Source organism: Streptomyces sp. NBRC 110028, from assembly GCF_001417735.1.
Classification (GTDB): Bacteria; Actinomycetota; Actinomycetes; order Streptomycetales; family Streptomycetaceae; genus Streptomyces.
In genome coordinates, this window is sequence record NZ_BBUZ01000029.1 from 150,925 (window position 1) to 170,494 (window position 19,570).

At 70.9% G+C, this 19,570-nt stretch carries 14 protein-coding genes; 8 read left to right on the forward strand and 6 right to left on the reverse strand.

Going from position 1 to position 19,570, the window contains the following annotated elements:
- Positions 1-59: 59 nt before the first annotated feature.
- Genes ASC60_RS21340 through ASC60_RS21360 form a run of 5 tightly spaced genes read left to right on the forward strand, consistent with a single transcriptional unit; the run spans position 60 to position 5,654 of the window.
- Complete coding sequence (locus ASC60_RS21340; protein WP_055553361.1) at positions 60-1,097, forward strand: sugar ABC transporter substrate-binding protein; 1,038 nt, start codon at positions 60-62, stop codon at positions 1,095-1,097.
- Positions 1,097-2,704 (forward strand): sugar ABC transporter ATP-binding protein, encoded by a 1,608-nt coding sequence (locus ASC60_RS21345; RefSeq protein WP_055553363.1) that lies wholly within the window; start codon positions 1,097-1,099, stop codon positions 2,702-2,704. The genes ASC60_RS21340 and ASC60_RS21345 overlap by 1 nt, the downstream gene beginning before the upstream one ends.
- Positions 2,701-3,741, forward strand: a complete 1,041-nt coding sequence (locus ASC60_RS21350; RefSeq protein WP_199831009.1) for an ABC transporter permease — start codon at positions 2,701-2,703, stop codon at positions 3,739-3,741. Before ASC60_RS21345 ends, ASC60_RS21350 begins: the two co-directional genes overlap by 4 nt.
- Positions 3,742-3,780: 39 nt before the next feature.
- A complete protein-coding gene (locus tag ASC60_RS21355; RefSeq protein WP_055553365.1) occupies positions 3,781-4,776 on the forward strand; it encodes an aldo/keto reductase in 996 nt (331 codons plus the stop codon).
- 29 nt (positions 4,777-4,805) lie between these two features.
- Positions 4,806-5,654, forward strand: a complete 849-nt coding sequence (locus tag ASC60_RS21360; RefSeq protein ID WP_055553581.1) for an amidohydrolase — start codon at positions 4,806-4,808, stop codon at positions 5,652-5,654.
- A 765-nt stretch (positions 5,655-6,419) separates the two neighbouring features.
- Here ASC60_RS21360 and ASC60_RS21365 read toward each other — a convergent pair.
- The 6 genes from ASC60_RS21365 to ASC60_RS21390 all read right to left on the reverse strand — a co-directional run bounded on the left by ASC60_RS21365 (position 6,420) and on the right by ASC60_RS21390 (position 13,057).
- On the reverse strand, positions 6,420-7,091 hold the full coding sequence (locus ASC60_RS21365; protein WP_055553367.1) for a FadR/GntR family transcriptional regulator: 672 nt from the start codon (positions 7,089-7,091) through the stop codon (positions 6,420-6,422).
- 110 nt (positions 7,092-7,201) lie between these two features.
- Complete coding sequence (locus tag ASC60_RS21370; RefSeq protein WP_055553369.1) at positions 7,202-7,672, reverse strand: hypothetical protein; 471 nt, start codon at positions 7,670-7,672, stop codon at positions 7,202-7,204.
- 301 nt (positions 7,673-7,973) lie between these two features.
- The gene (locus ASC60_RS21375) at positions 7,974-9,584 is read right to left on the reverse strand and encodes a glycerol-3-phosphate dehydrogenase/oxidase (protein ID WP_055553371.1); all 1,611 of its coding nucleotides are present in this window, start codon (positions 9,582-9,584) and stop codon (positions 7,974-7,976) included.
- Between the two features lie 5 nt (positions 9,585-9,589).
- Entirely contained in the window at positions 9,590-11,137 is a 1,548-nt protein-coding gene (glpK, locus tag ASC60_RS21380) for a glycerol kinase GlpK (RefSeq protein WP_055553373.1), read from the reverse strand.
- A gap of 37 nt (positions 11,138-11,174) precedes the next feature.
- Positions 11,175-11,969: an MIP/aquaporin family protein gene (locus ASC60_RS21385; RefSeq protein ID WP_055553375.1), complete on the reverse strand. Its 795-nt coding sequence runs from the start codon at positions 11,967-11,969 to the stop codon at positions 11,175-11,177.
- A gap of 323 nt (positions 11,970-12,292) precedes the next feature.
- A complete protein-coding gene (locus ASC60_RS21390; protein ID WP_055553377.1) occupies positions 12,293-13,057 on the reverse strand; it encodes an IclR family transcriptional regulator in 765 nt (254 codons plus the stop codon).
- Positions 13,058-13,292: 235 nt separating this feature from the next.
- On the opposite strand from ASC60_RS21390, the gene metH reads away from it, so the two are divergent.
- The 3 genes from metH to ASC60_RS21405 all read left to right on the forward strand — a co-directional run bounded on the left by metH (position 13,293) and on the right by ASC60_RS21405 (position 19,569).
- Positions 13,293-16,796, forward strand: a complete 3,504-nt coding sequence (metH, locus tag ASC60_RS21395) for a methionine synthase (protein ID WP_055553379.1) — start codon at positions 13,293-13,295, stop codon at positions 16,794-16,796.
- A gap of 127 nt (positions 16,797-16,923) precedes the next feature.
- Positions 16,924-17,625: an HAD family phosphatase gene (locus tag ASC60_RS21400; RefSeq protein WP_055553380.1), complete on the forward strand. Its 702-nt coding sequence runs from the start codon at positions 16,924-16,926 to the stop codon at positions 17,623-17,625.
- Positions 17,626-17,964: 339 nt separating this feature from the next.
- Entirely contained in the window at positions 17,965-19,569 is a 1,605-nt protein-coding gene (locus tag ASC60_RS21405; RefSeq protein WP_055553382.1) for an ABC transporter substrate-binding protein, read from the forward strand.
- Position 19,570 lies beyond the last annotated feature (1 nt).

The window sequence follows — 19,570 nt, forward strand, 5'->3', positions numbered from 1 at the left end:
TCCGCACAGCGCACCATCGCACCCCGCACGTCGCACCACTCGACCAAGGACGGGACTCGATGAGGAGACTCCGCACGACCGGAGCCGCGGCCTGTGCCGTGCTGCTCGCCGTCGCCGGGCTGGCCGGCTGCAACCGCGAGAGCAACGGCGCCGGAGGCGGCAAGGTCGGTATCGACATGCCGCGCACCGACACCGACTTCTGGAACTCCTACCAGCAGTACTTGGAGAAGGGCATCGACAAGGGCACGGTCTCCGCGCTCCCGCTGTCCAACTCGCAGAACGACATCTCCAAGCTCGTCTCCAACGTCCAGGCGTTCACCGACCAGGGCGCCAAGGCGATCGTCATGGCGCCCCAGGACACCGGGGCCATCTCCTCCACCCTGGAGCGGCTGGAGGAGAAGAAGATCCCCGTCGTCAGCGTGGACACCCGTCCCGACTCCGGCAAGATCTACATGGTGGTGCGGGCCGACAACCGGGCGTACGGCACCAAGGCGTGCGAATACCTCGGCCGGCAGCTGGGCGGCAAGGGCCGGGTCGCCGAACTCCAGGGCGACCTCAGCTCCATCAACGGCCGCGACCGGTCGCAGGCGTTCGCCTCCTGCATGAAGAAGAAGTACCCCGGCATCACGGTGCACGAGCTGCCCACCGACTGGAAGGGCGACGTCGCCTCCGCGAAGCTGCAGAGCCTGCTGGCCCAGCACCACAAGCTCGACGGCATCTACATGCAGGCGGGCGGCGCCTTCCTGCAGTCCACCCTGGCGCTGCTGGAGCAGAAGAAACTGCTCAAGCCCGCGGGCCGAACGGGCCACATCACGATCATCTCCAACGACGGCATACCGGAGGAACTGGACGCGATCCGCTCCGGGAAGATCGACGCCACCCTCTCCCAGCCCGCCGACCTCTACGCCCAGTGGGCCCTGAACTACGCGAAGGCGGCGCTCGACGGCGAGAAGTTCACGCCCGGACCGACCCACCACGGCTCGAAGATCGTCAAGATCGAGAACGGTCTGGAGGACCAGCTTCCGGCGCCGCTGGTCACCAAGAAGAACGTCGACGACCCGAAGCTGTGGGCCAACCAGCTCGAAAAGAAGGAGTGATGACAGCGGCAGCACAGCCCACCGTGGTCCGGGCGCGGGGCATCGTCAAACGCTTCGGACCCACCGTCGCCCTGGACCACGCCCACCTGGCCGTGCGCCCCGGGGAGGCGCACGCTCTCGTCGGGCGCAACGGGGCGGGCAAGTCCACGCTGGTGTCCGTCCTCACCGGCATGGAGCGCCCGGACGAGGGCGAGGTGACCTTCTCCGGCGAACCCGCCCCCGGCTACGGCGACACCCGGGCCTGGCAGCGCCGGGTCGCCTGCGTCTACCAGAAGTCGATGGTGGTCCCGCATCTGACGGTCGCCGAGAACCTCTACCTGGGCCGCTTCCAGGGCACCGGGCGCATCCGGTGGCGCGCGCTGCGCGAGGAGGCCCGGGCGCTGCTGGGGGAGTACGGCGTCGATGTGGACCCCCGGACCCGGGCGAAGGACCTCGGCGTCGAACAGCGGCAGTTCGTGGAGATCGCCCGCGCCCTGTCCTTCGGAGCCCGGCTGATCATCCTCGACGAGCCCACCGCGCAGCTCGACGCGGGCGGCATCGACCGGCTCTTCACCAAGCTGCTCGAACTGCGCCGCCAGGGTGTCGCCTTCCTGTTCATCTCGCACCACCTCCAGGAGGTCTACGACCTCTGCGACACCGTCACCGTCTTCCGCGACGCCCGCCACGTGCTGACCGCCCCCGTCGCCGACCTGCCCAAGGAGGACCTGGTCGCGGCGATGACCGGCGACGGTGAAGCCGCCCGGGACGGCGGCTCCCGGGCCGCCGTCCACGCTCCCGTCACCGTGCGGAGGACCGGCCAGGGCGGCGAACCGGTGCTGCGCGCCGAAGGGCTCACCCTGGAGGACGAGTTCGCGCCGCTGGACCTGGTGGTGCGGCCGGGCGAGGTGCTGGGCCTGGCCGGGGCGACCGCCAGCGGCAACACGGCGATCGGCGAGACCCTGGTGGGCCTGCGCAAACCGGGCGGCGGCCGGGTCCTGGTACGGGGCAGGCCGGTGCGCCCCGGCAGCGTGCCGCACGCCATCGACGCGGGCATCGGCTACGTCCCGGAGGACCGCCACGACCAGGGCCTGGTCCTGGGCCGCAGCGTCGCCGAGAACGCCACGCTGACCGTCACCGACCAGCTGGGGCCGTACGGCACGGTGCTGCCGTCCCGCACCCGCGCCTTCGCCCAGCGCATGATCACCTCGCTCGACATCAAGACCTCGGGGCCCTCGCAGCCCGTCTCCGGCCTGTCCGGCGGCAATCAGCAGAAGGTCGTCATCGCCCGGGCGCTGGCCCGCGAACCGAGCGTGCTGGTCGCGATCCGGCCGACCGCCGGGGTGGACGTGAAGTCCAAGGACGCCCTGCTCGGCGTCGTACGGGAGGTGGCGGCGGCCGGGAGCGGCGCGCTGATCGTCTCCGACGAGCTGGACGACCTGCGGGTCTGCGACCGGGTCCTGGCGTTCTTCCACGGGCGGGTCGTCGCCGAGTTCGGCAGCGGCTGGACCGACCGCCAGCTGGTCGCCGCGATGGAAGGCATCACGGAACCGGACACGCACGGCACGCACGGCACGGCGCACGGCACGGCAGGGGGAACCGAAGACCGCACGGGAGGACCACAGACATGATCGGTACCGCACGGCAGCAGCCCGCCGAGGCGGTGGCGGACGGGGCGACGGGGGCCCACGGCCGTCCGCGGATCGACATCGCGCGCTGGCGCGATCTGTCCCTGGTCCCGGTGATCTTCGTCCTGGGCGTGATCGGCTTCATCGTCTCGCCCGCCTTCCTCACCGAGGACAACCTGATCGGCGTCGTCCAGCAGTCCACCGAGCTGGGGCTGCTGGTGCTGGGCGAGGCGCTGATCCTGATCAGCGGCCGGATGGACCTCTCCCTGGAGTCCACCATCGCCGTGGCGCCCGTGATCGCCCTCTGGCTGGTGCTGCCCTCGCACGGCGCACGCTTCGAAGGGCTCGGGCTGCTGCCCGTATGGACCGCCATTCCGCTGTGCCTGGCGGTCGGCGGCCTGATCGGCGCGGCCAACGGCTTCCTGATGCTCAAGCTGCGCGTCAACGGCTTCATCGCGACCCTGGGCATGCTCACCATGCTGCGCGGACTCCAGGTCGGCGTCGCCGAGGGGCAGTCCATCGTCAACGTCCCCGAGTCGTTCCGCTACCTCGGCAAGGCCGACTGGCTGGGCGCGCCCGCCGCCGTCTGGCTGTGCCTGGGCCTGTACGCGCTCGGCGGCCTCGCGCTGGGCTATCTGCGCCACGGCCGCGCCCTGTACGCGATCGGCGGCAACCCCGAGGCCGCGCGCGCCGCCGGTATCCGCGTCGACCGCATCACCTGGATCGTGCTCAGCACCGCCGGCGTACTGGCCGCGTTCGCCGGAATCCTCTACACCGGCCACTACGGCTCGGTCGCCGCGACCCAGGGCAACGGCTGGATCTTCCAGGTCTTCGCCGCCGCGGTCATCGGCGGCATCAGCCTCAAGGGCGGCCGCGGCACGCTCTTCGGAGCCCTCACGGGTGTGCTTACGCTGCAATTGGTCGTCAACGTGATGACCCTCGGCGGCGTTCCGCCACTGTGGAACCAGTTCATCAACGGCTCCATCATTATCGTCGCGCTGATCATCTCCCGCTACGCGAGCGGCGAGAAGCAGGACTGACACACAGCACCGGGAAACAGGGAACAGAGGCGAGGAACCATGGCGCAGGTACCCCAAGGGACGCGCGAACTGGGGCGCTCGGGTGTCTACGTACCACCCCTAGGGCTCGGCTGCGCCCCGCTCGCCAATCTGTACGCCGCCGTGCCCGAGGAACGCGCCCTGGCGACCGTCCACACCGCCCTGGAACTCGGCTGCACCTATCTGGACACCGCGCCGCACTACGGCGTCGGGCTCTCCGAGGAGCGGCTGGGGCGCGCGCTCGCCGGGCGCGGGCGCGGCTCGTACACGCTCTCCACCAAGGTGGGGCGGCGGCTGCGGGACCGGGCGCCCGGCGAGCCCGTCCAGCCGGACGGGTTCGCGGACACCCCCGACCGCGTCCGCGAGTGGGACTTCTCCCGGGACGGCATCCGCGCCTCCCTGGAGTCCTCCCTGGAACGCCTCGGGGTCGACGCCCTCGACATCGTCTACGTCCACGACCCGGAGAACCACATCCGCGAGGTGTACGAGACGGCCTTCCCGGCGCTCGCCGAACTGCGCGACCAAAAGCTCGTCCGGGCCATCGGCTTCGGCATGAACTTCAGCGACATCCTCGCCCGCTTCGTCGCCGACCTCGATGTGGACGTCGTCCTGTGCGCCGGGCGCTGGACCCTGCTGGAGCGCACCGCCTACGACGACCTGCTGCCGGTGTGCGAGCGGCGCGGCACCTCCGTGGTGGCCGGCGGCGTCTACAACTCCGGCCTGCTCGCCGACCCCCGCCCCGGCGCGCGCTACAACTACGAGGAGGCGCCCTTGGAGATCGCCGAGCGGGCCCGGCGGCTCGCCGCCGTCTGCGCCGAGTTCGGGGTGCCGCTGCGGGCCGCCGCCCTGCGCTTTCCCTTCGGCCACCCGGCCGTGGCCGCCGCCGTCGTCGGCTGCGCCTCCCCGGCCGAGGTGCGGGACAACGCCGAGATGTTCGGCCACGACATCCCCGACGAGCTGTGGCACGCGCTGGTCGAGCGCCGTCTGCTCGACGACGACATCCCGCTGCCGCTCTGACGGCCCGATCCCGAGGACATGCCGTGCCGCTGAGCCGAATCGACGCCCACCACCACCTGTGGGACCTCTCCCGCCGGCCGCAGCCGTGGATGGACGGCCCCTGGGCCGACCCCATCGCCCGCACCGTCACCCCCGCGGACCTGCTGCCGCATCTGGACGCCCACGGGATCGACGCCACGGTCGTCGTCCAGTCCAGCTCCTCGTACGACGAGACCCGCGAACTCCTCGCCCTGGCGGGCGCCTCGGACCGGATCGCGGGCGTCGTCGGCTGGGCCGACCTCACCGACCCCGAGCTGCCCGCGGTGCTCGCCGCCCTGGCCGCGGGACCGGGCGGCGACCGGCTGGCCGGGCTGCGGCACCAGGTGCAGGACGAGGCCGACCCCGACTGGCTGGCGCGCCCCGACGTACGGCGCGGCCTCGCCACCGCGGCCGACGCGGGGCTCGTCTACGACCTGCTGGTCACCCCGCGCGAACTGCCCGCCGCGATCACGGCGGTACGGGAACTGCCCGGCGTGCGCTTCGTCCTCGACCACGCGGCGAAGCCGCCGGTCGCCAGCGGCGAGCGCGAGCCGTGGACCGGCCTCCTGACGGAACTGGCCGCCCTGCCCAACGTCGACTGCAAGCTGTCGGGACTGGTCACCGAGGCCGACTGGACGGCCTGGAAGCCGGAGCAGGTGCTGCCGTACGCCCGCCATGTGCTGGAGGTGTTCGGCCCGGAGCGGGTGCTGTTCGGGTCGGACTGGCCGGTATGCGAACTGGCCGCGACGTACGCGGACGTCGTGTCCCTCGCCGACCGGGCGACGGCCGGCCTCACCGCCGCCGAGCGCGCCTCGGTCTTCGGCACAAGCGCCACCCGCGCGTACGGCCTGAAACCCTAGTGCCGCGTCAGTCAGGGTTTGCCCGGTAGCGAGGCGTCCTGGTGCGGTCAGATGCAAGGCGCCGGATCGGCCTCGTAGTGGGCCTACTCGGCTGATTCGGCAACGCCGCAGATGGCCGTGCCAGGGCGGCGAGCGGGGCGAACCTTGGCTGACGCGGCACTAGCGCCCAGCCCACCCCGCCGCGGCCGGTCCTCGGCCCCGGGGCGGTGCCCGAGGGCGGAGCCCTGACGGGGTGCCCGGCCCCGTCCCTCGGTGCGGTCGTTCCAGGCATCGGGCCGGGGATCTGACGCGGAGCCCCGAGGGGTGAGGGCAGTGGCCCGGTGGGCCTGCCCGGGCTCTATGCCTCGGCGCGGCTGTTCCTCAGCCTCGGGGCAGGGGCAGGGGCAGGGGCAGGGGCAGGGGCAGGGGCGGGGCCCCTGGCGGCGTCCGGCGTGATGCCCCGAGCCGGAGCCCGGGGGCGCAGCCCCAGCGCGGCCGGTTCTCGGCGCCGGACCGAGGGCCGGGCGGGGCCCCGGGGCAGGGGCCCCGCCCGGCCCTCGTGTGAAGCCCGAGCGGACCGCCCGGCCCCGTGCCTGGGCGTGGTCGGTCCCTGGGCATCGGGCCGGGGGGCTGGACGGAGCGTCCGAGGGGTACGGGGTGCGCCCCGGTGGGTCGGCCGGGCCCGCACACCGGGGCGCGGGCGGCCGGTCCTCGGCCTCGGGCCGGGGGTCTGGGGCGGAGCCCCGGTTCGGGAAGGGGCGGGGTGGGGGAAAGAGCCGCCCGCCGTCACAGCGTCGAGCGCAGCCACTGCTCCACGCTCGCCACATGCACCGTCGCCCACGACCGCGCCGCCTCCGCGTCCCGGTCCCGGAGCGCGCCCAGGATCGCCCGGTGCTCGTGCAGGGTGCGGCTGACCGCGTCCTCCTGCGTGAGGCCGCGCCAGACGCGGGCGCGGGTCGTGGGGCCGGAGAGCCCGTCCAGGAGGGAGCACAGCACCGAATTGCCCGACGCGTGGACGATGCCCCGGTGGAATTCGAGATCGCAGGCGACCAGCTCCTCCACCGATGGTGTCTGCCCCAGCGCGTCCAGCTGGGCGCCGAGCGCGTCCAGCGCGGCGTCGCTGATCCGGCTGCACGCCTGCGCCGTCGCCGCGGGCTCCAGGATGCGGCGCACCGCCAGGAACTCCAGGACGGTGTCGTCCCGGTGGAAGTCCACCACGAAGCTCAGCGCCTCCAGCAGCAGCTGGGGGTCGAGGCTGGTGACGTACGTACCGTCGCCCTGCCGTACGTCGAGGATGCGGATCAGGGACAGCGCGCGGACGGCCTCGCGCAGCGAGTTGCGGGACAGGCCCAGATCCGCGGCCAGCTCGCTCTCCTTGGGGAGCCGGTCACCCGGGCGCAGCGCACCCGAGACGATCATGCCCTTGATTTTTTCGATCGCCTCGTCGGTGACCGCCATGATGGACCTCCGGGTGAAACATCCGATGTATGGGTCCATTATGACGCGCGCGGACCGGCGGCGTCGTCAGGGGACGCCGCCGGCCCGCTGCCGGCTTCCGCCGAGGTGGCTCAGAAGGTGAAGGGGCCCGGGGACTGGGCCGAGGTGGCGGTGCAGTTGACCGTGATCAGGCCGAAGACCACCAGCTTCAGCGACTTGGCCTCCAGTACGTCGCCCTTGGCCACGGTGCCCTTGAGCGGGCCGGTGGTCACATCGGCGCCGGTCTTGATGGCCGGGTTGGCGTTGCCGGTGAAGGTCGTGGTGCCGGAGCCGTTCTTGGACAGGGTCAGGGTCGAGGCGACCGAGCCCGCCGGAATGTCGATCGGCGCCTTGACGGCCGCCGAGGAGAGGGTGATGGTCGCGGCGGTGCCGTTCTGCGTGGCCGTCAGCGTCGCCAGGCCGGAACCATAGGTTCCGCATTCGGCCGTCAGGGTCGCGGTGGTCGGGGTGACCGCGACCGCGCTCGGCGCCAGCGCGAGCGCGCCGGCGGCCAGTGCTGCTGCTCCCATTGCCGTGCCGATCCCGAGCTTGATGCGTCTCATGGGGACTGCCTTCCGGAGTGGGGGAAGTGAGCGGTGGGCTTGTGGGGGTGCGCTGCGCCCGCACTCTCTGACGGGTCGTCATATGTCGTGCGGGCGGAAGCTATTGATACGCGCGCAGCCGAAGAAGGCAAGAGTGATTCCGCAACTTTTTAACGCGCGAGTAAGGTCGCGCCCCGCACCGCGACAAGCGGCGACAAGCGGCGACAAGCAGCAACAGGCGGCAACAGACGGGCGGCAAACGGGCGGCCGGGCGAGGAGACGTTCCTCCTCGCCCGGCCGCCCGTCTGCCGCCCGTCTGCCGTCAGGCGCGCTTGGCCAGCAGCTCCTCGACCCGCCCGCGGATGGCGTCGTCGTCCAGACCGCGGATCGTCAGCGTGGTGCGGCGCCGCAGCACGTCGTCCGCCGTCTGCGCCCACTCGTGATCACGGGCGTAGACCACCTGGGCCCAGATCTCGGGGGCGTCCGGGTGGATCCGCTCGGCGAGCGCCGCGTCGCCGCTCGCCAGCCGCGCGATGTCGAAGGAGAGCGAACCGTAGTGGGTCGCCAGATGGCGCGCGGTGTCCGCGGCCATGCGCGGGCCGGGCGTACCGCCGTCCACCAGCAGCCGGTGGGCGACCGCGTGCGGATTGGCCAGGCCCGGCAGCGGCATGTGCTTGGGCAGCTGCCCGACCGGCTCCATGTCGTCCGCGAGCGGACGGCCCGGCAGCTGGGCGAGCTTGCTCATCACGGTGCGGCCGATGTGGCGGAAGGTGGTCCACTTGCCGCCGGCTATGGAGAGCATGCCGCCCTTGCCCTCGGTGACCACCGTCTCCCGCTTGGCCTTGGCGGTGTCGCCGGGGCCGCCGGGCAGCACCCGCAGCCCCGCGAACGAATAGGTGATCAGATCGCGGGAGAGCTGCTGGTCGCGGATGGAGAAGGCGGCCTCGTCCAGGATCTGGGTGATGTCCGCCTCGTTGACCGCGACATCGGCCGGGTCGCCCTCGTACGGCTCGTCGGTGGTGCCCAGCAGCAGCATGTCCTCCCAGGGGAGGGCGAAGGTGATGCGGTACTTGTCGATGGGCGTCGCCAGCGCCGCCCGCCAGGGGGAGGTGCGCTTGAGGACCAGGTGAGCGCCCTTGGAGAGACGGATGGACGGCGCCGCGTGCGGGTCCTCCATCCGGCGCAGGTGGTCCACCCACGGGCCGGTGGCGTTGAGCACCAGCCGGGCGTCGACGCCGAACTCGGTGCCGTCGGTGCGGTCCTTCAGCTCCGCCCCGGTGACCCGGCCGCCGGTCTTGCGCAGCCCGGTGACCTCGGCGTGGTTGAGGACGGTGGCGCCCGCGTCGACCGCGGCCCGGACCGTCATCAGGGCCATGCGGCTGTCGTTCATCTGCCCGTCGCCGTACACGGCGACCGCCCGCAGCCCCTCGGTGCGCAGCTCGGGGACGTCCCGCGCGGCCTTCTCAGCGTTGATCACATGGCCGACGCCGTCGCGGAACGCGGAGAGCGCCGAGTACGCGAAGACGCCCGCGCCCAGCTTGGCCGCGCCGTGCGGGCCGCCCTTGTAGACCGGCAGGTAGAAGGTGAGCGGGTTGGACAGGTGGGGCGCGACGCTGCGCGAGACGGCGCGCCGCTCGAAGTGGTTCTCGGCGACGAGCTTGACCGCGCCGGTCTGGAGGTAGCGCAGGCCACCGTGGAGCAGCTTGGAGGAGGCGGAGGAGGTGGCGCCGGCGAAGTCGCCGGCGTCCACCATGGCCACCCGCAGTCCGGACTGCGCGGCGTGCCAGGCAGTGGTGATGCCCAGGATGCCGCCGCCGATCACCAGGAGGTCGTACGAAGCCTTGGACAGCTGTTCCCGGGTTTCGGCGCGGGTCGGGTGCGAACCGGCAGCCGGGTGCGTCCCGAGGGAAGGAACGCTCTGCAGGGGGGTCATTGGGGTTACTCCTCGTCCTCGATCCAGCCCATGGTCCGCTGCACGGCCTTGAGCCAGTTCTTGTACTCGCGGTCCCGTATGTCCGCGTCCATACGGGGGGTCCACTCGGCGGCCCGGCGCCAGTTGGCGCGCAGCGCGTCGGTGTCCGGCCAGAAGCCGACGGCCAGGCCGGCGGCGTAGGCGGCGCCGAGGCAGGTGGTCTCGGCGACCATCGGGCGCACCACGGGTGCGTCGAGGGCGTCCGAGAGGGTCTGCATCAGCAGGTTGTTGGAGGTCATGCCGCCGTCGACCTTGAGCGCGGTCAGCTCGACGCCGGAGTCCTTGGTCATCGCGTCGACGATCTCGCGGGTCTGCCAGGCGGTGGCCTCCAGCACGGCCCGCGCGATGTGCGCCTTGGTGACGTAGCGGGTCAGGCCCGCGATCACGCCGCGCGCGTCGTCGCGCCAGTACGGGGCGAACAGACCGGAGAACGCGGGCACGAAGTACGCGCCGCCGTTGTCCTCCACCGAGCTGGCCAGGGTCTCGATCTCGGCGGCGCTGTTGATCAGCCCCATCTGGTCGCGCATCCACTGCACCAGCGAACCGGTGACCGCGATGGAGCCCTCCAGGGCGTACACCGGCTTCTGGTCGCCGATCCGGTAGCCGACGGTGGTCAGCAGGCCGTTGTAGGAGTTGACCGGCTTGTCGGCGGTGTTCATCAGCAGGAAGGTGCCGGTGCCGTACGTGGACTTGGCCTCGCCCTCGGCGAAGCAGGTCTGGCCGAACAGGGCCGCCTGCTGGTCGCCGAGCGCGGAGGCGACGGGCACGCCCGCGAGGATGCCGTCGGCGGTGTGCCCGTAGACCTCCGCGGAGGAGCGGATCTCCGGCAGCACGGCGGCCGGGATGTCCATCGAGTGCAGGATCTTCTGGTCCCAGTCGAGCGTGTGCAGGTTCATCAGCATGGTGCGGGAGGCGTTGGTGACGTCGGTGACGTGCACCCCGCCGTCGACGCCGCCGGTCAGGTTCCAGATGACCCAGGAGTCCATGGTGCCGAAGAGGATCTCGCCCGCCTCGGCCCGCTCGCGCAGGCCCTCGACGTTGTCCAGCAGCCAGCGGATCTTGGGCCCGGCGAAGTAGGACGCCAGGGGCAGGCCCGTCTCGCGGCGGAAGCGGTCCTGGCCGACGTTGCGGCCCAGCTCCCGGCACAGGGCGTCGGTGCGGGTGTCCTGCCACACCAGCGCGTTGTGCACCGGCTCACCGGTGTTCTTGTCCCACAGCAGGGTGGTCTCGCGCTGGTTGGTGATGCCGATCGCCTTGACGTCGGCGGAGGTGATCTCGGCCTTGGTGATCGCGCCGGCCACGACCTCCTGCACGTTCTGCCAGATCTCGGTCGCGTCGTGTTCGACCCAGCCGGGCTTGGGGAAAATCTGCTCGTGCTCCTTCTGGTCGACCGAGACGATGCGCCCGTCCCGGTCGAAGACGATGCAGCGGCTGGACGTGGTGCCCTGGTCGATGGCGGCGATGAACGGACCGTGTCCGTGGGAGGAGGCGCTTGTGGTGTGGGTGTCGGTCATGGTGAATTGCTCTCCTGCGAGTCCGATGGGGTGGGGGCTAGGCGAAGGCGATCTGGTAGATGCCGCCGGCGAGGGCTCCGCCGAGGAGCGGGCCGACGACGGGGATCCAGGCGTAGCCCCAGTCCGAGCCACCCTTGTTGGGCAGCGGCAGGAGGGCGTGCACGATGCGCGGGCCCAGGTCACGGACCGGGTTGATGGCGTAGCCGGTCGGGCCGCCGAGCGAGAGGCCGATGCCGACCACGACCAGGGAGGTGACCAGGACGCCGATCACGCCCAGGCCCTTGCCCTCGCCGTTCAGACCCTGGGTGAGGATGGCGAGGACCAGCACGGTGGTGGCGATGATCTCGGTGGCCAGGTTCTGGGCGGTGTTGCGGATCTCCGGGCCGGTGGAGAAGATCCCCAGCACCGGGCCCGCGCCGGTGGCCTGAGCGGCGTCGGCCGCCTTCGTGTCCTGGGCGCCCGGACCGCCGACGATCTCGCGGTCGGTGAGATGCGCCCGGAAGTGGCCCACGTACGCGATCCACATCAGCACCGCGCCGATCATGGCGCCGGTGATCTGCCCGAGGAAGTAGACCGGCACGTCGCTCCACTTGGTGCCGCCCTCGATCGCGAGGCCGAGCGTCACCGCCGGGTTGAGGTGCGCGCCGGAGAGCGGCGCCGAAATGTACGCGCCCATGAGGACGGCGAAGCCCCACCCGAAGGTGATCGCCAGCCATCCCGCGTCGAACGCCTTGGACCGCTTCAAGAGAACGCCTGCGACGACACCACAGCCGAGCAGGGTGAGTACGGCGGTACCGATGGTCTCGCCGATGAAGATGTCGGAGCTGGACACCCGCGACTCCTTTGTCCTTCGTCCAGGGGAAGGCGAACCCCCGGGTCCCGCCGAGGATCCGCGCCCTCGTGGGAGGGCGTTGGTCGGCCCGCGGCGAGTCCACCATAGCGAATATTGTCGTCAGGTGTTCGACAATGCCGACCGATGAACGGCAGTTTTCTTCACGGCGAAGACCCCGTCAAGGGTCGTGTGGAGGAAAACTACGGAGGATGTGAAACCGTGATGAATGACCATCGACCTGGCCAAAGGTCCTGGTCAGGACTCCCGGTCCAGGTCGGAGCGGGTCTACGCCGGACAGGGGAGGGCCGGGGGAGGCGCCGGGCTCAGAAGCGGCCGGCGCCCAGGTCGCGGGAGACCGCCCGCGCGCAGTCCCGTACGGCGGCGATCAGGTCGGAGCGCAGCTCCCCGTCCGCGCACACCCGCTCCACCGCGCCCGCGATCCCCACCGCCCCCACCGGCAGCCGCCGCCGGTCGTGCACCGGGGCCGCGACCGAGGCGACGCCCTCCCAGGTCTCCTCCACGTCCGAGCCCCAGCCGCGCGCCCGGGTGAGCGCCAGAACGCCCTCGAACGCCTCCGCCTCGGTCACCGTGCGCGGGGTGAACGGCTTCCGGTCGCCCTCGACCGCCTCGCTGTGCGCCACCGGGTCGTACGCCGACAGCACCTTGCCCAGGGCGGTGGAGTGCAGCGGCTGCATGGCACCGACCTCCAGCACCTGACGGCTGTCGTCCGGCCGGAAGACATGGTGGACGATGAGCACGCCCTGCTGGTGCAGCACGCCGAGGTAGACGCTCTCGCCGCTGGAGCGCGCCAGGTCGTCCGTCCACACCAGGGCCCGGGCGCGCAGCTCGTGGACGTCCAGATAGCTGTTGCCCAGCCGCAGCAGCTCGGCGCCCAGCTGATAGCGGCCCGAGTTCTCGTCCTGTTCGACGAACCCCTCCTGCTGGAGGGTGCGCAGGATTCCGTGGGCGGTCCCCTTGGCGAGACCGAGGGTGGAGGCGATGTCGGACAGTCCCAGCCGGCGCTCGCCCCCGGCGAGCAGGCGTAGCATCGCGGCAGCCCGCTCCAACGACTGGATGTTCCGTGCCATCGCCAACCTCCTGACTGCGGTTCGACAATGCTGAACACTATCGGTCCATGCCGACTTCGCGGTACATGGAGCCAAACGTCGACGATCACCAGTCCGCGACGGCCGGCCGGAGGATGTTCGTCCGGCTGCTGGGACGGACACCTGCCCCTTGCGCCCGGCAGCTAGGCTGGCCTGGTGCGTCCTCCCCGAGTGAGGGCGCAAAGCCGACAGCCGTCGCACTCCAGGGAGCACATCCATGGCCTCGCACACGTCATCGTCCGCATCCGCCGCCCGAGTCGACGCCCTCCGCGAGGCACTTGCCTCCCGCGTGGTGGTCGCCGACGGCGCGATGGGCACGATGCTCCAGGCGCAGGACCCCAGCCTCGACGACTTCCAGCAGCTCGAGGGCTGCAACGAGATCCTGAACGTCACCCGCCCCGACATCGTCCGCTCGGTCCACGAGGCGTACTTCGAGGTGGGCGTGGACTGCGTCGAGACGAACACCTTCGGCGCCAACCACGCGGCGCTGGGCGAGTACGACATCCCCGAACGGGTCTACGAGCTGTCCGAGGCGGGCGTCCGGATCGCCCGCGAGGTGGCCGACGAGTTCGCCGCCGACGGGCGCCCCCGCTGGGTGCTCGGCTCGATGGGCCCCGGCACCAAGCTCCCCACCCTCGGCCACGCCCCGTACACCACGCTGCGCGACGCCTACCAGCGGAACGCCGAAGGCATGATCGCCGGTGGTGCGGACGCCCTCCTGGTCGAGACCACCCAGGACCTGCTGCAGACCAAGGCCGCGGTCCTCGGCGCCCGCCGCGCCCTGGACGCCACCGGCAGCAACCTGCCCATCATCTGCTCGGTCACCGTCGAGACCACCGGCACCATGCTGCTGGGCTCCGAGATCGGCGCGGCGCTGACCGCGCTGGAGCCGCTGGGCATCGACATGATCGGCCTGAACTGCGCCACCGGCCCGGCCGAGATGAGCGAGCACCTGCGCTACCTCGCCCGCCACGCGCGCGTGCCGCTGTCGTGCATGCCGAACGCGGGCCTGCCGGTGCTCGGCAAGGACGGCGCCCACTACCCGCTCACCCCGGGCGAGCTGGCCGACGCCCAGGAGACCTTCGTCCGCGAGTACGGGATGTCCCTGGTCGGCGGCTGCTGCGGCACCACGCCCGAGCATCTGCGCCAGGTCGTCGAGCGGGTCCGCGACCTGACCCCGACCGCGCGCGACCCGCGCCCCGAGCCCGGCGCCGCCTCGCTGTACCAGACGGTGCCCTTCCGCCAGGACACCTCGTACCTGGCCATCGGCGAGCGGACGAACGCCAACGGGTCGAAGAAGTTCCGCGAGGCCATGCTGGAGGGCCGCTGGGACGACTGCGTGGAGATCGCCCGTGAGCAGATCCGCGAGGGCGCCCATCTGCTCGACCTGTGCGTGGACTACGTCGGCCGCGACGGCGCCGCCGACATGCGCGAGCTGGCCGGCCGCTTCGCCACCGCCTCCACCCTGCCCATCGTGCTGGACTCCACCGAGGTGGACGTCATCCAGGCCGGACTGGAGAAGCTGGGCGGCCGCGCGGTCATCAACTCGGTCAACTACGAGGACGGCGACGGCCCCGAGTCCCGCTTCGCCAGGGTCACCCGGCTCGCCCGGGAACACGGCGCCGCGCTGATCGCGCTGACCATCGACGAGGAGGGCCAGGCCCGCACCGCCGAGCACAAGGTGGAGATCGCCGAGCGGATCATCGCCGACCTGACCGGCAACTGGGGCATCCACGAGTCCGACATCCTCATCGACTGCCTGACCTTCACCATCTGCACCGGTCAGGAGGAGTCCCGCAAGGACGGCGTCAACACCATCGAGGCGATCCGCGAGCTGAAGCGCCGTCACCCCGCTGTGCAGACCACGCTGGGGCTGTCGAACATCTCCTTCGGCCTCAACCCGGCCGCCCGCATCCTCCTCAACTCCGTCTTCCTGGACGAGTGCGTCAAGGCCGGACTGGACTCGGCGATCGTGCACGCGAGCAAGATCCTGCCGATCGCGCGGTTCGACGAGGAGCAGGTCACCACGGCCCTGGACCTGATCTACGACCGGCGCGCCGAGGGGTACGACCCGCTGCAGAAGCTGATGGCGCTGTTCGAGGGCGCCACCGCGAAGTCCCTCAAGGCGGGCAAGGCCGAGGAACTGGCCGCCCTGCCGCTGGACGAGCGCCTCCAGCGGCGCATCATCGACGGCGAGCGCAACGGCCTGGAGGCCGACCTCGACGAAGCCCTCGCCGAGCGGCCCGCCCTGGACATCGTCAACGAGACGCTGCTGGAGGGCATGAAGGTCGTCGGCGAGCTGTTCGGCTCCGGCCAGATGCAGCTGCCGTTCGTGCTCCAGTCAGCCGAGGTGATGAAGACCGCGGTGGCCCATCTGGAGCCGCACATGGAGAAGTCCGACGACGAGGGCAAGGGCACCATCGTGCTCGCCACCGTCCGCGGCGACGTCCACGACATCGGCAAGAACCTCGTCGACATCATCCTCTCCAACAACGGCTACAACGTCGTCAACCTCGGCATCAAGCAGCCGGTCTCCGCGATCCTGGACGCCGCCCAGGAGCACCGCGCCGACGTCATCGGCATGTCAGGGCTGCTGGTGAAGTCCACGGTGATCATGAAGGAGAACCTGGAGGAGCTGAACCAGCGCAGCCTGGCCGCCGACTACCCCGTCATCCTCGGCGGCGCCGCCCTCACCCGCGCCTACGTCGAGCAGGACCTCCACGAGATCTACGAGGGCGAGGTCCGCTACGCCCGCGACGCCTTCGAGGGCCTGCGCCTGATGGACGCCCTCATCGCCGTCAAGCGCGGCGTCCCCGGCGCGGAGCTGCCCGCGCTCAAGCAGCGCCGCGTGCCCAAGCGGGACACGGCGTTCAGCGACCCGGAGCCGGAGGGCCCCGCGCGCTCGGACGTGGCCACCGACAACCCGGTGCCCACCCCGCCCTTCTGGGGCACCCGCGTCGTCAAGGGCATCCAGCAGGTCGACTACGCCTCCTGGCTGGACGAGGGCGCGCTGTTCAAGGGCCAGTGGGGGCTCAAGGAGGCCCGCACGGGCGACGGGCCGAGCTACGCGGAGCTGGTGGAGTCCGAGGGCCGCCCGCGGCTGCGCGGCTGGCTGGACAAGCTCCGTACGGAGAACCTGCTGGAGGCCGCCGTGGTCTACGGCTACTTCCCCTGCGTCTCCAAGGGCGACGACCTCGTTCTGCTCAACGACGACGGCAGCGAGCGGACCCGCTTCACCTTCCCGCGCCAGCGCCGGGGCCGCCGCCTGTGCCTGGCGGACTTCTTCCGGCCCGAGGAGTCCGGCGAGACCGATGTGGTCGGGCTCCAGGTGGTCACCGTCGGCTCGAAGATCGGCGAGGCGACCGCCGAGCTGTTCGCCGCCGACTCCTACCGCGACTACCTGGAGCTGCACGGGCTGTCCGTGCAGCTCGCCGAGGCGCTGGCGGAGTACTGGCACGCACGCGTCCGGTCCGAGCTGGGCTTCGCCGGTGAGGACCCCGGCGACATCGAGGACATGTTCGCGCTGAAGTACCGCGGCGCGCGCTTCTCGCTCGGCTACGGGGCCTGCCCCGACCTGGAGGACCGGGCGAAGATCGCCGATCTGCTGGAGCCGGAGCGGATCGGGGTGAAGCTCTCCGAGGAGTTCCAGCTGCACCCCGAGCAGTCGACGGACGCGATCGTCATCCATCACCCGGAGGCCAAGTACTTCAACGCCCGGTAACCGGTGGGCGCCCGACAGGGGGCGCCGCGACGCCCCGCGTCGTACACTGGTCGATCCGGTAGAGGCCGGTCGTCTTCCCGCAGCGGAAGGGGGCCGGCCTTCGTGCCCCTTATCCGGAGGTGTTTGGATGACCAGCAGCATCCCCGCCGTCGACACCCGTTTCGCCGAGGGCTCCGCCCTGCAGGCGGTCCTGCTCGACATGGACGGCACTCTGGTGGACACCGAGGACATCTGGTGGGACGCGGAAGTGTCCATCTTCGCCGAGCTGGGCCACGCCCTCGCCGAGGAGTACCGCGAGGTGGTGGTCGGCGGCCCGATGGCCCGCAGCGCCTCGTTCCTCATCGAGGCCACCGGCGCCGACATCGCGCTCGCGGAGCTGTCCGGCCTGCTGAACAGCCGTTTCACCGAGCTGCTCGACGGGACGGTGCCCATGCTGCCCGGTGCGCGCCGGCTGCTCACCGAGCTGGCCGCGCACGAGGTGCCGACCGCCCTGGTCTCCGCCTCGCACCGGCGGGTGATGGACCGGCTGCTGCGGTCCATCGGATCCGAGAACTTCGCGCTGACGGTCGCGGGAGACGAGATCAGCCGCACCAAGCCGCACCCCGACCCGTATCTGTTCGCCGCCGCGGGGCTGGCCGCCGATCCGGCGCGGTGCGTGGTCATCGAGGACACGGCGACCGGGGTACGGGCCGCCGAGGCGGCCGGGTGCCGGGTGGTGGCGGTGCCCTCCGTCGTACCGATCGAGCCCGCGGCGGGCCGTTCGGTCGTCGCGTCGCTGGAAGAAGTCGATCTTCCATTTCTGCGCTCGCTGGTCACAGCACTGCACTGATCGCGCACTGAGCGTATTTCTGTAAATTGCAGAATGAATAACGCGCTCCCCGTTTTTGTGCGGCGGCGACGGCATTTCGGACGTGATGTTTATCACTGCATATGCCGTCGACAGGTGGGGTGGGTATCTGCTGCGCGTCCCGTCTGGTGCGATTTGGGTGAACCCTTGTGTCCGGATTGGCGACATGCCGCACGATACGCGACCGTGTTCGGATATCGGTCGGCTCACGCCCGTTATCGGTGCGTGATATCGCCTCAACTTCGTTGTGTCTGAGCATGGCTGGCGCCTCGGACTAATCTCGTCGCGAGTGGTTGATCGATCGCAGGGAGACTCCCGACAATGAAGCGCAAGTCGCTCGCGCTGCCGACCGCGGCGGGCCTACTGACGTCAGTGCTCACCGCATGTGGTGGATCCGGCGGCTCGGGCTCTGAGGACGGCGCCATCGTCCTGGGGAGCACCGACCGGATCGAGGCATCGAAGGCGGCGCCCGCCCCGCTGGACCCCGCCCAGGCCTACGACTTCGCCTCCTGGAGCGTCCTGCACAACAGCTTCCAGACGCTGATGCGGCTGCCCCGCTCGGGCACCGAGCCGATACCCGACGCCGCGCAGAAGTGCGGCTTCCAGGATCGGCAGAGCGAGCAGTACCGCTGCACCCTGCGCAGCGGCCTCACGTTCTCCAACGGCCACCGGCTCACCTCCGAGGACGTCAAGTTCTCCTTCGACCGCATGCTGCGCATCAAGGACCGCAACGGCCCGGTCTCCCTGCTCTCGAACGTGGACAAGGTCGAGACCCCGACCTCCCGCGAGGTCGTCATCCACCTCCGCGCGCCCGACGCGACCTTCCCGTCCAAGCTCACCACCCCGGCCGCGGCCATCCTGGACAGCGAGGTCTATCAGAGGAACGCGCTGCGCAAGGGCTTCGACCTCGTGGGCTCGGGCCCGTACCAGGCGAAGACCGAGGTCCGGGGCGACCGGCTGGTGAAGGTGCTCTTCACCCGGAACCCCAACTACCGGGGCGATGTGAAGCCGGACAGCGACAAGGTCGAGCTGCGGTTCTTCGAATCCGCCTCGGCGATGGAGAAGGCGCTGGCCAAGGGCGACATCGACGTGGTGCACCGCGGCTTCGCGCCCGGCCAGATCGACAAGCTCAACAAGGGCGAGGTCAAGGGCGTCCGGCTCTTCGAGTCCTCCGGCCAGGGCATCCGCTGCCTCGTCTTCGACACCGAGGACCCGTCGGTGAGGGCCAAGGCCGTACGGCGGGCCATCGCCCATCTGGTGGACCGGCAGGCGCTGGTGCGCGACGTCTACAAGCGGACCGCCGAGCCCCTGTACTCGATGATCCCGAACAACGTCATCTCGCACACCAACTCGTTCTACAACGAGTACGGCGACCCCGACCCCGACGCGGCCCGCGGCGTCCTGCGCGATGCCGGGATCAGCACCCCGGTGAAGCTGACCCTGACGTACACGACCGACCACTACGGTCCGGAGACCGCCCGGGAGTTCAAGGAGCTGCAGGGCCAGCTCAACCGCAGCGGCCTGTTCAAGGTCAGGATCAAGGGCGTCCGCTGGACCGAGTTCCGCCCCAACCTCCCCAAGCACGCGTACGCCGCCTACGGCATGGGGTGGCTGCCGGACTTCCCGGACCCGGACAACTACATCGCGCCGTTCCTGACCAAGGACAACTTCCTGGGCTCGCCCTACCGCGACAGCACGGTGCAGGACGAGCTGATCCCGCGCACCCGGCAGGAGAGCCAGCGCAGCCGCGCGGCCGGAGACTTCCAGACCATCCAGAACACCATCGCCGACGATGTGCCCTATCTGCCGCTGTGGCAGGGGAACACCTATGTGGCGGCGCGAGAGAACATCACTGGGGCCGAATACGCGTTCGACTCCTCGACCATGCTGCAGCTATGGGAGCTGGGCCGAGGCGCCGGCAGCTGAC